13 protein-coding genes are annotated in these 14,992 nt (G+C 60.7%); 9 read left to right on the top strand and 4 right to left on the bottom strand.

Translation table 11 applies throughout. From position 1 onward, the window contains the following. From LPU83_RS56840 to LPU83_RS56815, 6 genes are all read left to right on the top strand, one after another. Positions 1-3,153, top strand: a complete 3,153-nt coding sequence (locus tag LPU83_RS56840; protein ID WP_024314961.1) for an efflux RND transporter permease subunit — start codon at positions 1-3, stop codon at positions 3,151-3,153. A gap of 222 nt (positions 3,154-3,375) precedes the next feature. Then, the gene (locus LPU83_RS56835) at positions 3,376-3,573 is read left to right on the top strand and encodes a hypothetical protein (protein ID WP_007794020.1); all 198 of its coding nucleotides are present in this window, start codon (positions 3,376-3,378) and stop codon (positions 3,571-3,573) included. A 60-nt stretch (positions 3,574-3,633) separates the two neighbouring features. Then, positions 3,634-4,278, top strand: coding sequence for an alpha/beta hydrolase family protein (locus LPU83_RS56830; RefSeq protein ID WP_024314960.1), 645 nt, complete (start codon positions 3,634-3,636; stop codon positions 4,276-4,278). A 131-nt stretch (positions 4,279-4,409) separates the two neighbouring features. Further along, entirely contained in the window at positions 4,410-5,354 is a 945-nt protein-coding gene (locus LPU83_RS56825; RefSeq protein WP_082321240.1) for a glycine betaine ABC transporter substrate-binding protein, read from the top strand. Next, positions 5,351-6,049 carry a L,D-transpeptidase gene (locus LPU83_RS56820; RefSeq protein WP_024314959.1) on the top strand — a complete coding sequence of 233 codons (699 nt, stop codon included), beginning with the start codon at positions 5,351-5,353 and terminating at the stop codon, positions 6,047-6,049. Before LPU83_RS56825 ends, LPU83_RS56820 begins: the two co-directional genes overlap by 4 nt. 99 nt (positions 6,050-6,148) lie before the next feature. Next, on the top strand, positions 6,149-6,430 hold the full coding sequence (locus tag LPU83_RS56815; protein WP_051166658.1) for a hypothetical protein: 282 nt from the start codon (positions 6,149-6,151) through the stop codon (positions 6,428-6,430). Positions 6,431-6,482: 52 nt separating this feature from the next. Here the strand turns inward: LPU83_RS56815 and LPU83_RS56810 are convergent, their stop codons facing one another. The 4 genes from LPU83_RS56810 to LPU83_RS56795 all read right to left on the bottom strand — a co-directional run bounded on the left by LPU83_RS56810 (position 6,483) and on the right by LPU83_RS56795 (position 11,980). After that, positions 6,483-8,726 carry a glycoside hydrolase family 2 protein gene (locus LPU83_RS56810; RefSeq protein ID WP_024314957.1) on the bottom strand — a complete coding sequence of 748 codons (2,244 nt, stop codon included), beginning with the start codon at positions 8,724-8,726 and terminating at the stop codon, positions 6,483-6,485. Positions 8,727-8,873: 147 nt separating this feature from the next. Beyond that, on the bottom strand, positions 8,874-9,785 hold the full coding sequence (locus LPU83_RS56805) for an SMP-30/gluconolactonase/LRE family protein (RefSeq protein ID WP_024314956.1): 912 nt from the start codon (positions 9,783-9,785) through the stop codon (positions 8,874-8,876). Between the two features lie 100 nt (positions 9,786-9,885). After that, positions 9,886-10,707 carry an SDR family oxidoreductase gene (locus tag LPU83_RS56800; protein ID WP_024314955.1) on the bottom strand — a complete coding sequence of 274 codons (822 nt, stop codon included), beginning with the start codon at positions 10,705-10,707 and terminating at the stop codon, positions 9,886-9,888. An 85-nt stretch (positions 10,708-10,792) separates the two neighbouring features. Beyond that, positions 10,793-11,980, bottom strand: a complete 1,188-nt coding sequence (locus LPU83_RS56795) for a phytanoyl-CoA dioxygenase family protein (protein ID WP_024314954.1) — start codon at positions 11,978-11,980, stop codon at positions 10,793-10,795. 95 nt (positions 11,981-12,075) lie between these two features. Between LPU83_RS56795 and LPU83_RS56790 the strand changes: the two genes are divergently transcribed. The 3 genes from LPU83_RS56790 (at position 12,076) to LPU83_RS56780 (ending at position 14,939) form a co-directional block, all read left to right on the top strand. Continuing rightward, entirely contained in the window at positions 12,076-13,098 is a 1,023-nt protein-coding gene (locus LPU83_RS56790; protein ID WP_024314953.1) for a LacI family DNA-binding transcriptional regulator, read from the top strand. A 62-nt stretch (positions 13,099-13,160) separates the two neighbouring features. Beyond that, the gene (locus LPU83_RS56785; RefSeq protein WP_024314952.1) at positions 13,161-14,378 is read left to right on the top strand and encodes an adenylate/guanylate cyclase domain-containing protein; all 1,218 of its coding nucleotides are present in this window, start codon (positions 13,161-13,163) and stop codon (positions 14,376-14,378) included. Positions 14,379-14,507: 129 nt separating this feature from the next. Then, entirely contained in the window at positions 14,508-14,939 is a 432-nt protein-coding gene (locus LPU83_RS56780) for an OsmC family protein (RefSeq protein WP_024314951.1), read from the top strand. Positions 14,940-14,992: the final 53 nt, after the last annotated feature.

The raw sequence follows: 14,992 nt of genomic DNA, 5'->3' as shown, positions 1-14,992 counted from the left end.
ATGTTGTCCGCGATTTTTATCGATCGGCCGCGGCTTGCGGTCGTCATTTCACTCGTCATCACCATCGCCGGCTTCGTGGCGCTGACGGTTATCCCCATCGCACAGTTTCCGGATATCGTGCCGCCGCAGGTGTCGGTAACGGTGACTTATCCGGGTGCAAGTGCCGAGACCGTGCAGCAATCGGTGGCCCAACCCATCGAATCGCGCGTCGTTGGCGTCGACAACATGATCTACATGAAGTCGACCAGCGGCAATGACGGAAGCTATACGCTGACGGTCAGTTTCGCGGTGGGTACTGATCCCGACATCAACACCGTCAACGTGCAGAACCGCGTCAACCTGGCCGAGGCGCAACTGCCGCAAGAGGCACGTGCACAAGGCATCAGCGTCAAGAAGAAATCCTCGGCGCTGATGCAGTTGATCGCGCTCACCTCGACGAGCGGTGACCATGACCAGCTCTTCCTTTCCAATTATGCGACGATCAATATCATCGACGGTCTGAAACGGATTCCGGGCGTCGGTGATGTCTCGCTGCTGACGCCATCGGACTACAGCATGCGCATCTGGGTTTCTCCCGATCGCCTGACGAATTTTTCGATGACGCCGAACGATATCGTCGACGCATTGAAGCGCCAGAATATTCAGGCCGCAGTCGGCCGCATCGGCGCACAGCCGGCATTGCCCGACCAGCAATTCCAACTCACCATTCAGACCAAGGGTCGCCTGACCACCACCGAGGAATTCGGAAACGTCGTGCTGAGGGCCGAGCCGGACGGCTCCTTCGTCCGCATCCGCGATGTGGCCCGCGTCGAGCTGACCTCGAAATCGGCGGAGCAGCTCGGTCGTCAGGACGGCACGCCGGCCGCAGTGCTTGGCATCTATCAGTCGCCAGGTGGCAACGCCATCGCGACGGCCGAAGCGATCAATCAGCTCCTCGAGAAGCTCAAGCCGTCTTTCCCCGAAGGCGTCCAATACAAGGTCACTTACGATACGACGAAGTTTGTCGAGGAGAGCATCCACGAGGTCGTCAAGACGCTGATCGAGGCCTTCGTCCTCGTCGTTATCGTGGTCTACCTGTTCCTGGGGAGCGTGCGGGCAACCCTTATTCCCCTGATTGCCGTGCCCGTGTCGTTGATCGGCACATTTGCAGTGATGATGGGGCTGGGCTTTTCCGCCAATACCGTGTCGTTGCTCGCGCTGGTTCTTGCCATCGGCATCGTCGTCGATGACGCCATCGTCGTGGTCGAAGCCGTTGAAGCGAATCTGGAAAAGGATCCGAGCATTACGCCCGCAGAGGCGGCCCGTCGTGCCATGCGCGACATCACGGCGCCGATCGTCGCCATTACACTGGTGCTTCTTTCGGTCTTCGTGCCGGTGGCCTTCATCCCCGGCATTTCCGGCGAGCTGTTCCGGCAATTCGCTGTTGCCGTCTCCGTGTCGATGGTCATCTCGGCCATCAACGCACTCAGCCTCTCTCCGGCGCTCTGCGCAGTTCTCCTGAAGCCCCACCACGGTCCGAAGCGTGGTCCGATCCGCTACGTCCTGAAGGGGATCGATCTCGCTCGCGACGGTTACGCCGCGATCGTGCGGCGCTTTGTTCGTCTGGCGGCTTTTGGGCTGGTCCTGCTTGCGGTGCTTATCCTCGGCACCGGCTGGCTGTTCAAAACGACGCCCACGGGCTTCCTCCCCTCCGAGGACCAAGGTGCGATCTTCGGCGAAATCGTTTTGCCTGATGGCGCTTCGGTCAACCGATCGGATGCCGTCGCGAAACGGGTCGAGGAGATGATCCGCAAGACCGAAGGCATTCAGGGCGTTATGTCGGTCGTCGGCTACAGCTTGCTTGACGGCCAGGTGAAGTCGAACGCCGCCCTGCTGGTGATGACATTGAAGCCCTTTGCGGAGCGCACCACGCCTGAGCTTTCGGTAAACGGCCTGATCGCGAAGCTCAGCGCCGAGCTTCAGGCGATCCCGGAAGCTAACGTTATCGTCTACAATCTGCCGCCGATCATCGGTCTTGGAACAGGGAGCGGCTTTGAATACCAGCTCCTCAGCCTCAGCGGCGGCTCGTCGACGGAAATCGCGCAGGCTGCGCGCGGTCTCGTTTTTGCGGCGAACGAGAATCCGGCCCTGAGCAGGGTCTACACCACCTACACGGCCAATACACCGCAGCTCTATCTCGACATCGATCGCGAGAAGGTTCAGACGCTGGGGATCCAGGTCTCCGACGTCTTCAACGTGCTTCAATCGGTCCTCGGCAGTTCCTACGTGAACGACTTCAACCTGTTTGGTCGAACCTGGCAGGTGACGGTGCAGGGTGAGGCTTCCGACCGATCGAAGATCGATGACATCTACCGTATCAACGTGCGCAACAGCAAAGGCCAGATGGTGCCGATCAAGGCCTTTGCGCAGGCGCGGGTGATCCTTGGGCCACAGCTCATCGTCCGCTACAACAACTATTCCAGCGCCACGATCAACGGCGGACCGGCACCAGGTCGCAGTTCCGGCGAGGCAATTGCGGCCATGGACGAGGTCTCGGCCAAGACGCTTCCGCCCGGCTACAGTTACGAATGGACGGGAACCGCGCTGCAGGAAATCGAGGCGAGCGGCAAGACGGCGATCATCCTGGGGCTTGCCGTGCTCTTCGCCTATCTATTCCTGGTCGGACTTTATGAGAGCTGGACCATTCCGATCGCGGTGTTGCTTTCTGTATCCGCAGGCGTTGCCGGGTCGATGCTTGCCCTCAAGATCGCCGGCCTCGACAACAACCTCTATGCCCAGATTGGCCTCGTCGTCCTGATCGCGTTGGCGGCAAAGAACGGCATCCTGATCGTCGAGTTCGCCATGGAGCGGCGTAGGCACGGGCTTGGTATTTCGGAAGCGGCGATCGAAGGGGCGCGGGAACGTTTCCGCGCCGTGATGATGACGAGCTTTGCCTTCATTGCCGGCCTCATTCCCTTGGTCATTGCCGAGGGGGCTGGCATGCTCAGCCGCCGCGGTGTCGGCACCGCCGTCTTCGGCGGCATGCTGGCCTCGGCACTCGTCGGCATCTTTCTGATCCCCGTTCTCTATGTGATTTTCCAGTGGCTGCGGGAAAAGGCGAAAGGCGTCAAACGCGAGGCGAAACCACAGGTGGTCGAGGAAGAGCAGCACTAGCTGCCGGTTTGTCACCCCGGACGGAGAGGATCATCCGTTTGCGATGTACAGATCTGGCTTCCCAAGGATAAGGGCCGGCCGTGGTGAGGCTCTGCTGCACGCGTTGCGGCCAATATCTATGTACCGGTCATAAATCCCGCGATTGGCGAAGCGGGAAATGGCGGAGCGTCGTTGGAACATTTAGCGTGGTCGCAGGTTGCTTCTGTAAATAGGAGCGAAGCGATGCTGATTCTTGAAGAAATTCTCCTCGTTTCTGCTGATCGGGTGGCGTGCTGTCGTGGTCAACTCGAGTTGGATCTCGGGCAAATGATCGACGAGCTCGAGCGTTCGGGCTTCTCCCGCAAAGAAATATTGGTCGCCCTGAGCGAAATGATCAGCGAAGAATTCTCGGCTCTTCCAGACATGCCGAGATTCCACTGATCGCATCTACCCTTTCTGTCCGATATGGTGGAAATTCGCTCATTGCGCTATGACATCGCAATGAGCGAGAAGTTCCTGATCACCGGCCCGGACAATCCACCAGCCACCATCATGCTTGCCCACGGTGCCGGCGCGCCGATGGACTCAAAGTCCATGACAGCGGCCGCAGACGCGCTTGCTGCGGTCGGGTTCTGCGTTGCACGCTTTGAGTTCGCTTACATGGCTGCCCGCCGGACGTCCGATGCGCGAAAGCCACCGCCGAAGGCCGAGACTCTGATCCCCGAATATCTGGAGGCGGTAAAGGCGCTCGCGAGCAACGGGCCGCTGATTATCGGCGGCAAATCCATGGGTGGACGAGTGGCGAGCATGGTGGCCGACGACCTCTACGAGCAAGGGACGATCCGTGGATTGTTGTGCCTTGGCTACCCTTTCCATCCACCCGGCAAGCCGCAACAGTTGCGCACGGCGCATCTGAAGAACCTGCGCACGCCGACGCTTGTCTGCCAGGGGACGCGCGACGAGTTCGGCACGCGCGAAGAGGTGGCGACTTATCCGCTTTCCGCTGCAATATCAGTCTTTTGGCTCGAGGACGGCGACCACGATCTTGCGCCGCGCAAGAAGATTTCCGGCTTCTCAGTCGGCGATCACCTCGCCACGACGGCTGCGCGCGTGAAGGCTTGGGCGCACGACAGCTGCCTCCGTTAGCGGCAGGCGGGAACGTCAACTCGACTTGACGGATGTGAAAGCTTTATGCATCTTCGCGTGCAAAGTGTGACGTGCATATCTACGATCCTTTTATCGCATGTTTGGGGGACAGGCATGGCGAAGCGCGTAGCATGCTCAGGGCTCTTTACATCCGTTCTCGCCGCAACGCTTGCGATGAGCAGCGCCGCCTTTTCCGCCGACCTCGTGATCGCGATGCCAAATTGGCCTTCGGGACAGGCGACAGCCAATATCCTCAAGGTCAGCATCGGCAAGGAGTTCGGGCTCAATGCCGATGTGCAGGAGATGGGCACGCTACTTGCGTTCAACGGACTCGAGAAGGCACGGTGGATATCCACCCAGAGGTCTGGCAACCTAATCTCGAAGACGTCATCAAGCGGTTCGTGACGGAAAAGGGCGTCGTGGTTCTCGCCAAGCGTGGTGTGCCGGCCTGGCAGGGCATCTGCGCAACACCGGCTGCCGCGGAAAAGGGCCTGAAGACGATCGCTGATCTCAGCGACCCGGAAAAGACGAAGATTCTCGACACGGACGGCGACGGTAAAGGCGAGATGTGGCTCGGCGCACCGACATGGTCTTCGACCGGGATCGAGCGGGTCCGGGCAAATACCTACGGCTATGCGAAAAACCTGACGCTGGTCGAGTCTGAAGAGGAAGTTGCCATGGCGGGGCTGGATATCGCGATCGCGACGAACCAGCCGCTGGTCTTTGCGTGTTACGCGCCGCATTTCATCTTTGACCTTCATAAGATCGTCCGCCTTGCCGAGCCTCCGCATGATGCCAGCAAGTGGAAGCTCGTCGGTCCTAACGATCCACTCTGGATCACCAAGTCCTCGGCATCGACGGCCTGGGACACGGCCAATTTCCGCATCGGATACGCAGCGGCTTTCGAGAAGAAGCACCCCGATATCGCCGCGTTCCTGGAAAAGGTCGATCTGTCGCCAGAGGAAGCGACGGCGATGGGCTATGCGCTCGAAGTCGAGCGTATACCGCCACTCGACTACGCCACAAAATGGGTCGCCGACAACGCAAAGCGCGTAGATGGGTGGGCGAAAAAATGACAGCAAAGCCCAGATTTCGAGTGAAGGCGAAAGAGGCCGCACGGGTGCGCAAGCTGACCTTGGCCCTGCTTGCGGCCGCAGCGTGCCTTTGCCCTCTTGCCGCGTGGGCACAGACGCAGATCTATGATTCCAAGACGCACACCTGGGTTGATTACGACAAGAGGAAGGCCCGCCAGTACTACGCGCGCAACAATCAGCCGCCGGAAGCATTCCGAATGCAGACGGTTCCCTTCAGGACCGCCGAGCCGCCGGGAACGATCATCATCGATGGCAACCAGCATTTCCTCTACCTCACCCAGCCTGGCGGTCAAGCCATCCGCTATGGCATCGGCGTTGGCCGCGAAGGCTTCGGATGGGCCGGGATCGTGCGTGTCGGCCGGACTGCGGAATGGCCGACCTGGACGCCGCCGGCCGAGATGGTGGCGCGCGACCCGAATGCGGCGAAGTGGGCGGCCGGGATGCCGGGTGGACCGGAAAACCCGCTGGGTGCCAGGGCGCTCTACCTCTACGAAGGCGACCAGGACACCATCTATCGTATCCATGGGACAGCGGAGCCTTGGACGATCGGGCTCGATGTGTCTTCCGGCTGCATCCGCATGAACAACAACGACATCGTAGACCTTGCGTCACGGATCAGGATCGGCGCCAAGGTCATTGTGCTGATGCAGGGGGCTGCACTCTACAAGGGCGTTTGAAAATGGGCCGGCTCAGCGCCGGAGAGCGAACGATCACGCTAATCGGGGGACAGGATTTTGTGGAAACACACCGCGAAGACGATTTCGATCGGCCGAATGATGGCGGCAATGACAAGTGCGGCCCTGCTTGGTGCCTGCACGCCGACGCCACCGGCGCCTGAAAGCATGGCGCGCACAACGTTGCAGACCGCGCCGGCGGATCTGCAGCTGCTGTGCGCCAATTCGGCGGCTGGGGTTGCCGGTGCGAACGCCAAGGTGTTGCCCACGGCCTCTCGCCAGTTGCCCGATGGCACCTTTGGCGTCGACCTCGATGCCGGCGGCAAGAAATTCTCGTGCATCGTCGATAACAACGGCACGGTCCGGTCGGTGCAGCCGGCATAGTCGGCTCGCGGCACGCACCGCCGCCCGACGGTTTGGCGAACCCGCCGTGACCTTAGACGGCCGTCAGCTCCAGCTTGACCTCTGGGAAGCGACCGCAGCTTGCATGAACGCTTATCGCACCCGTCAGCCCGGTCGCCTCCAGCCAGAAGCCGGCCGTGCCGCCCTGTAGCGGAACCGATGCCGGACCGACAATCTTTGCGGGCCCGTCGACCTGCAGGGTGACATTCTCATTCATGAAGGGCAGGCGTTGACCCTGCTGATCAAGCGCGCGGATGATGACACGGGTCGTGTCGCGCTCGCGGGCCTTCAGCGTCGTGCTGTCGGCAACGATCTGCAGCGTCGTCGGCAGCGGGTCGGAAGCAAGCGTCAATCTGGCGACCGGTTCGCCGTCAATGTAGCCGGTGAATTCGCCGTCGATCCACTCGAGGCCCCATGTGCCAAGCTCATCAGGCGTGAAATGACGGTGGTCGAGAACCACAGGCGGGTGCGGCAGGTGCGGATAATTCTCGTGGTCGGGCCCGATTCGCTTCGTCACTGAGCCGTAGCGCAGTTCGACCTCGTCGCAGTTGGTCAGGATGATCAGTGGCAGCACGCCGCCGATGTTGCGTTCGCCGCGCGCCCAGAAGGTGACCGGCTGCATGACGATCTCTTCGGAAGGATTGCACTGGCTGGCATAGACATAGGCCGCAAACTTCGGTTCGCGGAACATGTCCATGACGCCATGATAGCAAATGCGGTCACCGGAGCCGAAGTCCTTGTGGGTGTTGTAGTCGAACATGCACCAACCGATCGCGCCTGCGATATCCGGATCGCCATAGGCGGCGTTCAGCACTTCGAGGTGGCGGCGGACATGCTCGGCCTGCCGGGCTTCCTGGTCGTAGATCTTGGTGGGATGCATGTGACCACCGAACTCGGTGATCATGTAAGGCACCTTGCGGGACAGGCCGGTGGCTTCCTGCTGCGGGCGAAGCGCCGTGCGCGGGCGGTTGTTGCCGGGCAGTTCCTCGTTGCCGAGGATGAAGTCGTTCATCGTGTAGACGTCTTCGAGCAGTTCACTGTCTGTTATGTAGCGGACGCCGCCGGTCTGTCGTGTCGGGTCGAGTTCACGGGCAAGCCGGTTCGTCTCGACGTAGAAGTCGTGGCTGTCCTGCGACTCATTGATGCGCACGCCCCAGATGATGATCGAAGGGTGGTTCCAGTCGCGTTCGATCATGCGCCGGACGTTGCGGATCGATTCCTGCTGCCACTCCTCGTCGCCAATATGCTGCCAGCCTGGAATCTCTTCGAAAACCAGGAGGCCGATGCGATCGCACCGGTCGAGGAACCACTTCGATTGCGGATAGTGCGACGTGCGGACGATATTGCACTTCAGCACTGACTTCATGATGTCCGCATCGCGCTCCTGGGCCGATCTGCCCGCGGCATAGCCGACATAGGGAAAAGCCTGATGGCGATTGAGGCCGCGCAGCTTCAGCGGCCGGCCGTTGAGCAGGAAGCCTTCGGGCGTGAATTCCGCGGTACGGAAGCCGAAATGCGACGAGACGCGGTCGGAACCATGGCTTGTCTTCAATTCGACGGTGACTTCGTAGAGCGCAGGATCGGCGATGTCCCAGAGCGATATGCCGGTCAGGCCATCGAAGGAGAGCGTCAGGTCTTGACCGGTGGTTTCTGCGGAAGCCGTGGCAAGCAGCCGTCCGTCAGTGTCCTTCAGCGACGCCGATACCGAGCCCAGGAACGCAAGCTGCTGTGGATTGGCAAGATCGACGCGCACGCTTGCCGACTTTTTCTCTGCCAGCACGTTGTGGGTTTCAATCTTGAGGTTGCCGAACGAGATCGGGTCGGTGACCTTCAGCCAGACGTCACGGTAGATCCCGGCATATGTCAGGTAGTCGATGCGGCCGCCGAAGGGAGGAATCTCAGGATTTTCGCTGCCGTCGATTTTCACGGTGATCAGATTGTCGCCCATCACCAATCTGCCGGTGAAGCGTGCTTCGAACGGCGTGTAGCCATCCTTGTGAGCGATGATCTCTTCGCCGTTCAGGTAGACGACGGCATCGGCCATGGCGGCGTCGAAGACGAGCGACACCTCGCGGCCCTCAAACTCCGGCATCCAGCGCAGGATCTTCTGATAGGTAAATGCCCGCTGGTAGCTTTTCTCATCGAAGTAGTTAAACGGCAGCTCAACCGCCGTATGAGGCAGCCTGACGGTCGCCGTGCCATCGAAGTCCTCAAGCAGACGCTGGCCGAAACCCTCGTGAAAACTCCAGCTTTCGTTGAAAGAGACGACGGAACGCATCTCAGGCTCCCATGAAAAAGGCGTTGCGGATGGATTGGCGCCGGTTGCGGGCGCGTGAAAACTCGGACATCGATGGTTCGTTCTGGATGGAATGCCTCGCTCCGCAGGCGCGCTGACGTCCTGGTTCGATGGCGCGCGATACTGATCCTATGGATATTGTGCGCCGTTGGTCGTGGTGTAGATCGAATACAGCGATTGGGTGGCCGTGATGAACAGCCGGTTCTTTTTCACGCCGCCAAAGGCTATGTTCGATACCGTTTGCGGCACCTTGATCTTGCCGAGCAGCGTGCCGTCGGGCGCGAAGCAGTGAACGCCGTCGGCAGCACTAGTCCAGAGATTGCCGCTGACATCGAAACGGAAACCATCCGGCACGCCGCTGTCGATCGAGCAAAAATACCGGCTGTTCGTCAGCTTTTTGCCGTCGACGACGTCGAAAACGCGGATGTGACGCGGGACTTCATGATTGGAAGAGCCGGAATCGGCGATGTAGAGCTGCTTTTCATCGGGCGAGAAAGCAAGGCCATTGGGCTGGATGAAATCGGTGACGACCGCTTCGATCTCCCCGGTGGGGGCATCAATGCGGTAGACATTACGCGTTTCCTGCTCCGGTTCAGCCTTGTGACCTTCGTAGTCGGACATGATGCCGTAGCTCGGATCGGTGAACCAGATCGAGCCGTCCGATTTGACGACGACATCGTTTGGCGAGTTCAGACGCTTGCCGTTATAGCTTTCGGCCAGCACAGTGATGCGGCCGTCGAACTCGGTGCGGGTGACGCGCCGGCCGCCGTGCTCGCAGGAAATCAATCGGCCCTGGCGGTCGCGGGTGTTGCCGTTGACGTAGTTGGATGGCGAGCGGAAAACCGAGACGTTGCCATCGGGCATCCAACGCATCATCCGCTCATTGGGGATATCGCTCCAGATCAGGCAATTCAGGTCTGAGAACCAGACGGGACCTTCGGACCAACGGCAGCCGGTATAGAGTTCCTCCAGCCGGGCGCTGCTGGCGATCAAGCCGCGGAAACGGTCGTCACGGATGTCATAGAGCGCATCTTCTGACACGGGTCAGCTCCTCCCAAAGCGATGTGACGCTCTTCGTAAACGTAAACGGCAATGTGTTCCAGAGCCCGGCGCCTGCAAAAGCGTCGGACTCTGCATTTTTTCAAAGGGCTGTGTCCGGGTGCGGCGAGCCGTCATAGGCCCCCCAGATCGACTGGTCGAAGCAGATCATGGATCCGGTCATGAGGCCGGATTCCGCCGAGGAGAGATAGGCGCATGCGCGGGCTACTTCCTCGGGATCCACGAGGCGGCCGAAAGGCTGGCCGGCAGCCGCCTTTTCCAGCCAGTCGGCAGGTGCGCCATGAAATTCGCGCTGAATGCGATCCTCCCCCTCGGACGCCATCCAGCCGATGTTGAGGCCGTTGACACGGATGCGATTGCGCAGCAGTGCGTATGCCGTGTTCTTCGTCAAAGTTTCCAAGGCACCCTTCGAGGCGCAATAGGCGGCAATGAAGGGTTGCCCTGCCTTGGCCGACATGGAGCCAATATTGACGATCGTGCCTTCGATCTTCTCACGACGCATCACCTTCACCGTTTCCTGCATCAGGAAGAAAGGGGCGCGGACGTTGACGGCGAACATGGCGTCAAAGAGGTCTGGACTGGTATCCAGGATGGTTCCGCGGTCGGTGATGGCGGCCGCATTCACGAGCGCATCGACGCGGCCGAAGGTCTGGTCGCAGACATGAACGACGTTTCTGGCATCATCGACCTGCCCGAGATCCGCTTGGACATAGACGACCTTGATGCCGGTGGCGGCAGCGATCTCGTCGGCCTTCGCCTTGCCCTTCTGCTCGTTGCGGCCACAAATGACGAGGCCCTTGACGCCGCGCTCGGCAAAGAGGCGGGCGATTGTTGCCCCGAGCCCCTGGGTACCGCCGGTCACGATTGCGATCTTGCCGTCGAGGCGGCTATGGTCTGTTGTCATGCTTTCCTCCAATGAATGATGGGCCATATGCCAAAAGCTCCCGACGCGAGAGGCCCCGGGAGCAAAATTCGTCGATGCTTATGCGTCAGCTTCGCCGCCGCTCGCTTTGTTGCGCGAGTACCGATGTGAACCGCGCATCGTCCCAATCTTCCTGCAGCGCCTCATGCATCAACTGCGCCTGCGTCTTCGGGGCAAGGCCACCGACAGGTGGGTCGCGGTCGAGGTTGGTCGGGAAGGAATAGCCCTCTGCGCAGGCGGCGACGGCGTTACCGATCTCGCCTTCAGACAGATTGCCCTTCATCGTCTTCAATGCCGGGAATAGCCTGGCGCTCATGCGCTCGCGGTTGACCGTCTCCATGGCGCGGCCAAATGCGGAGGAGACCTGCAGCAGATTGGCGACGCGCTTGATGTTGGTCGAGCGGTTGGTACCGGCTGCGTGGAAGAGGGCCGGATTGAAGAATACCACGTCGCCCTTTTCGAGCGGCAACTGGACATGATGCGTTTCGAAATAGTCCTTGAATTCCTGGCGCTTGAGGGCGAGGTAACCCGGCTCGTAGGTCTGGCTATGCGGCAGGAAGAGCGTGGGGCCACTTTCAAGCGGCATGTCGCAGTGGGCGACCGCGCCCTGCAGTGTCAGCACTGGCGAGAGCCTGTGCACATGCGCCGGGAACTGCTCGATCACCTTGGAAGACTGGAAGCCCAGATGGTAGTCGCGATGAGCGGACTGTGCCGCGCCGCCCGGATTAACCCGGTTGACCTGTGCGGTCATCTGATAGCTCGGGCCGAGCCAGGCTTCGCTCGCGATCGCGACGATGGCGTTTGCATAGTATTCGGCGAAGTTTTCGGGATCGGCGAGGCAGTGCTTTTCCAGCGAGTTCCAGATGCGGTCATTGGCGCCCGCCTTGGCAAAGTGATCGCCGCCTCCAGTGGCGGTGCGATGCTGCTCCTCGATGATCTCGTCGAATATTGCGCTGGCCCGGTCGATGACGCTGGTATCCCTGTAGGCGTGCTTGAAGACGACGACGCCGGGGCCCTCACCGAAGGCTTCGCATATCTCGGCGAGGACCGCTCTGCGGCCTTCGGGGCTGGCGATCGCTGCTAAGACCTTGTCACTGTCGTAAATCAGAATGTTCTTTTCCACGGCCTCTGCCGTCGGATAGTCGGCGAGCGCCGTTGTCTTCTCGGCAAGCTTGCGGAAATCGCCGAGATCGCAGGCGTCTTCGGTCAGCCAGACGCGATCGGCGCGCAGTTTTTGTAGGTTGTCGGATTTCATCAGGTACTCCTCCCTTTCCGATGAGGGTACTATACGCCGCCGACCGGTGTGTTATAGATCAGGAATCCATCAAAAAACCATCAAAGACGGATAGCGTGGCGCATCGGTTTCTCGTCAAGGATATCGCCTTTCAGGCCGGCTTGAGCACGGCGACGGTGGATCGCGTCCTCAACGATAGGAGCGGGGTTCGGCACCAGACGATTTCAAGGGTTCAGGCAGCGATTGCCGAGCTGGAGAAGCAGCAGATCGGCGCAGAGGTGAGCGGACGAAAACTCGCAATCGATGTCGTCATGGAAACGCCGGAACGGTTCAGCACCGCGGTTCGCGACGCCTTCGAAGCGGAGGTTGCGACGTTCCTGCCGACAGTGTTTCGGTGCCGTTTCCATTTCGCCGAGGTCATGAAGCAGGCCGAGCTGGTGCAACTGATTGACCGGATCCGCCTGCGCGGCACGAACGGCATCGTGTTGAAGGCACCTGATGTTCCAGAGGTGGTCGCGGCCGTGGCACGCGCAACCGAAGCGGGGCTTCCCGTGGTTACGCTCGTGACGGACTTGCCCAATTCGTCACGCAGCGCTTACGCAGGTGCGGACAACCGGGCGGCCGGCGAGACGGCGGCCTATCTCATCGGTGCGCATTTCGGCGGAGCGCCGGGGCGCGTCCTCGTGACACTTTCCAGCGCTCGCTTTCGCGGCGAAGAAGAGCGGGAGATCGGCTTTCGCCGCGTGCTGCGTGAACGCTATCCGCTGATCGGCGTGACCGAGATCAGTGAAGGGCACGGTACGGACGCGGCGACGGGAACGCTGGCCGTACAGGCGATTGCGGCCGATCCGGCAATCGACGCGGTCTACTCGATCGGAGGCGGAAACCGGGCGGTGCTTGCTGCCTTCGAAGCCGCGCAACGGCCGGTCCGAGTCTTCGTGGCGCATGACCTTGATGCAGACAATCGCGCGCTGCTTGCCGCCCGCAAGATCGGCTTCGTGCTGCATCACGATCTGCGCACGGACGCCCGTTCGGCCTTCCGCGCCGTGATGGGTCGCTCGGTCAGAGGCGGAAGTGCGCCTTCGGCATTGTCGTCGGTGGAAATTGTCACACCTTACAACATGCCTGCGACGGGCTGAGCTTTGTCTTTCCCTTGCCGGCAAAATCGCGATACAGCTTTCGCACCAGCGAGGGAAACGGCATGGAATACAGCGATATAGGGATAATTGCGGCCTGGCTGACGGAGCAGGGGCTGAAAGGCGCCTCCGAGGCAGAGCTGCTGACCGGCTTCTGCAACGCGTGCCGCGAGCGCGGTCTTCCGCTCGATCGCGGCATGGCGCTGATGGATACGCTGCATCCCGTCCACGAGGGTCGGGCGTTTCGCTGGGATAGCCGGGAGGAGATCGAGACCGAATTCGAGTATGGACCCTCGAGCGATGGAGCTGCGCTCGACAGCTGGCAGCGCTCCGCCTTCTACTATCTTTGGGCCGGAGAAGAGAACGAGGTCAGACGGCGCATCGGCTTTGGCGATCCGACCGATTTCGTCATGCTCGACACAATGCTCGAGCAGGGCCATACCGATTTTGTCGCGATGGTCCACCGGTTCGCCAAGGCAGGCACGATCGGCGAGATGGATTGCTTCTTCTCTCACTTCGCGACGCGCCATCCCGAAGGGTTCTCGGATCAGGATCTCATTATCCTGCGAAAGCTGGTGCCGGTACTGGCACTTGCGATCAAGTGCATTGCGCTGGCGCGTATCGCGAGGACGATTGCAGAGGTTTATCTTGGCGATGATGCCGCGCGGCAGGTACTGGAAGGCAAAATCACGCGTGGGAAGTCGGAGCGGATCTCGGCGGCTCTCTGGTTCTCGGATCTCCTGAATTACACCAAGATATCCGACAGCGCGCCGCCGGAAGAAATCCTGCCGATGCTGAATGCCTACAGCGATGTCGTCATTTCGGCGATCCACGAGGCCGGCGGCGACGTGTTGAAGTTGATCGGCGACGGGGTCCTGGCAATCTTCAAGGGGGACGAACCGGCAGATGCCTGCTGCGCGTCGTTGCGGGCCGAGCGATTGCTGCGGCAGAAGCTGAAGGCGTTGAACGACGAACGCGCTCTCGAGGGGCGCCCAACGACGGAGGTCTATATCGGCCTGCACATCGGCGATGTCTTCTACGGCAATATCGGCAGCCGCGAGCGGCTGGACTTTACCGTCATCGGGCCTGCTGTGAACGAGGTTAGCCGGATCGCCTCGATGTGCCGATCGGTCGATCTCAACGTACTGATGTCGTCGGAGTTTGCGGCGACGATCCCGGAAGGCGAGCGCGGCGCGCTGGCCTGCATCGGTCGTTATGCACTCCGCGGTGTCAAGCGCGCGCAAGAGCTCTACACGCTCGACACGGCGCGCATCGAGATCTGATCGCCTCTTGCCTGTCGCTGCCCGGAAGAAATTTCACGGCGTTGTCGCCTTCTGCCGATAGAGGATTATATCGCGCTAAAGAGGCGGATTGCTTCTTTCAGCTTCCTCTAATCCAAATAGGAGAACGGCATGCAGATCAATCGTACAGGTTCAGCGCAGTGGTCCGGCGGACTGAAGGACGGCAAGGGACAGATTTCCACCCAAAGCAGCGCGCTCAAGCACTATCCCTACGGTTTTTCGAGCCGCTTCGAAGGTATTCCCGGCACCAATCCGGAGGAACTGATCGGAGCGGCCCATGCCGGCTGCTTCACGATGGCCCTGTCGCTCATTCTGGAGGAAGCAGGCCTCAAGGCGACCGATATGGAGACGACGGCAAAGGTGACGCTCGAGAGCGTGGAAGGCGGCTTCGCGATCACCGCGATTCATCTTACGCTGACCGGCACGGTTCCCAATACGGACGAAAGGACGTTCGTCGAACTCGCCAACAAGGCCAAGGCCGGGTGCCCGGTCTCGAAGGCGCTCTCGGCGGTTCCAATCTCGCTGGACGTCAAGCTCGCCTGAGCCCGACGGATAAGACGGAGTGTTGCGCACAGGCGTCGGCACTTTGTCGTCTG

Source organism: Rhizobium favelukesii (genome assembly GCF_000577275.2).
Lineage (GTDB): Bacteria > Pseudomonadota > Alphaproteobacteria > Rhizobiales > Rhizobiaceae > Rhizobium > Rhizobium favelukesii.
This window is presented reverse-complemented; position numbering and strand designations above follow the sequence as displayed.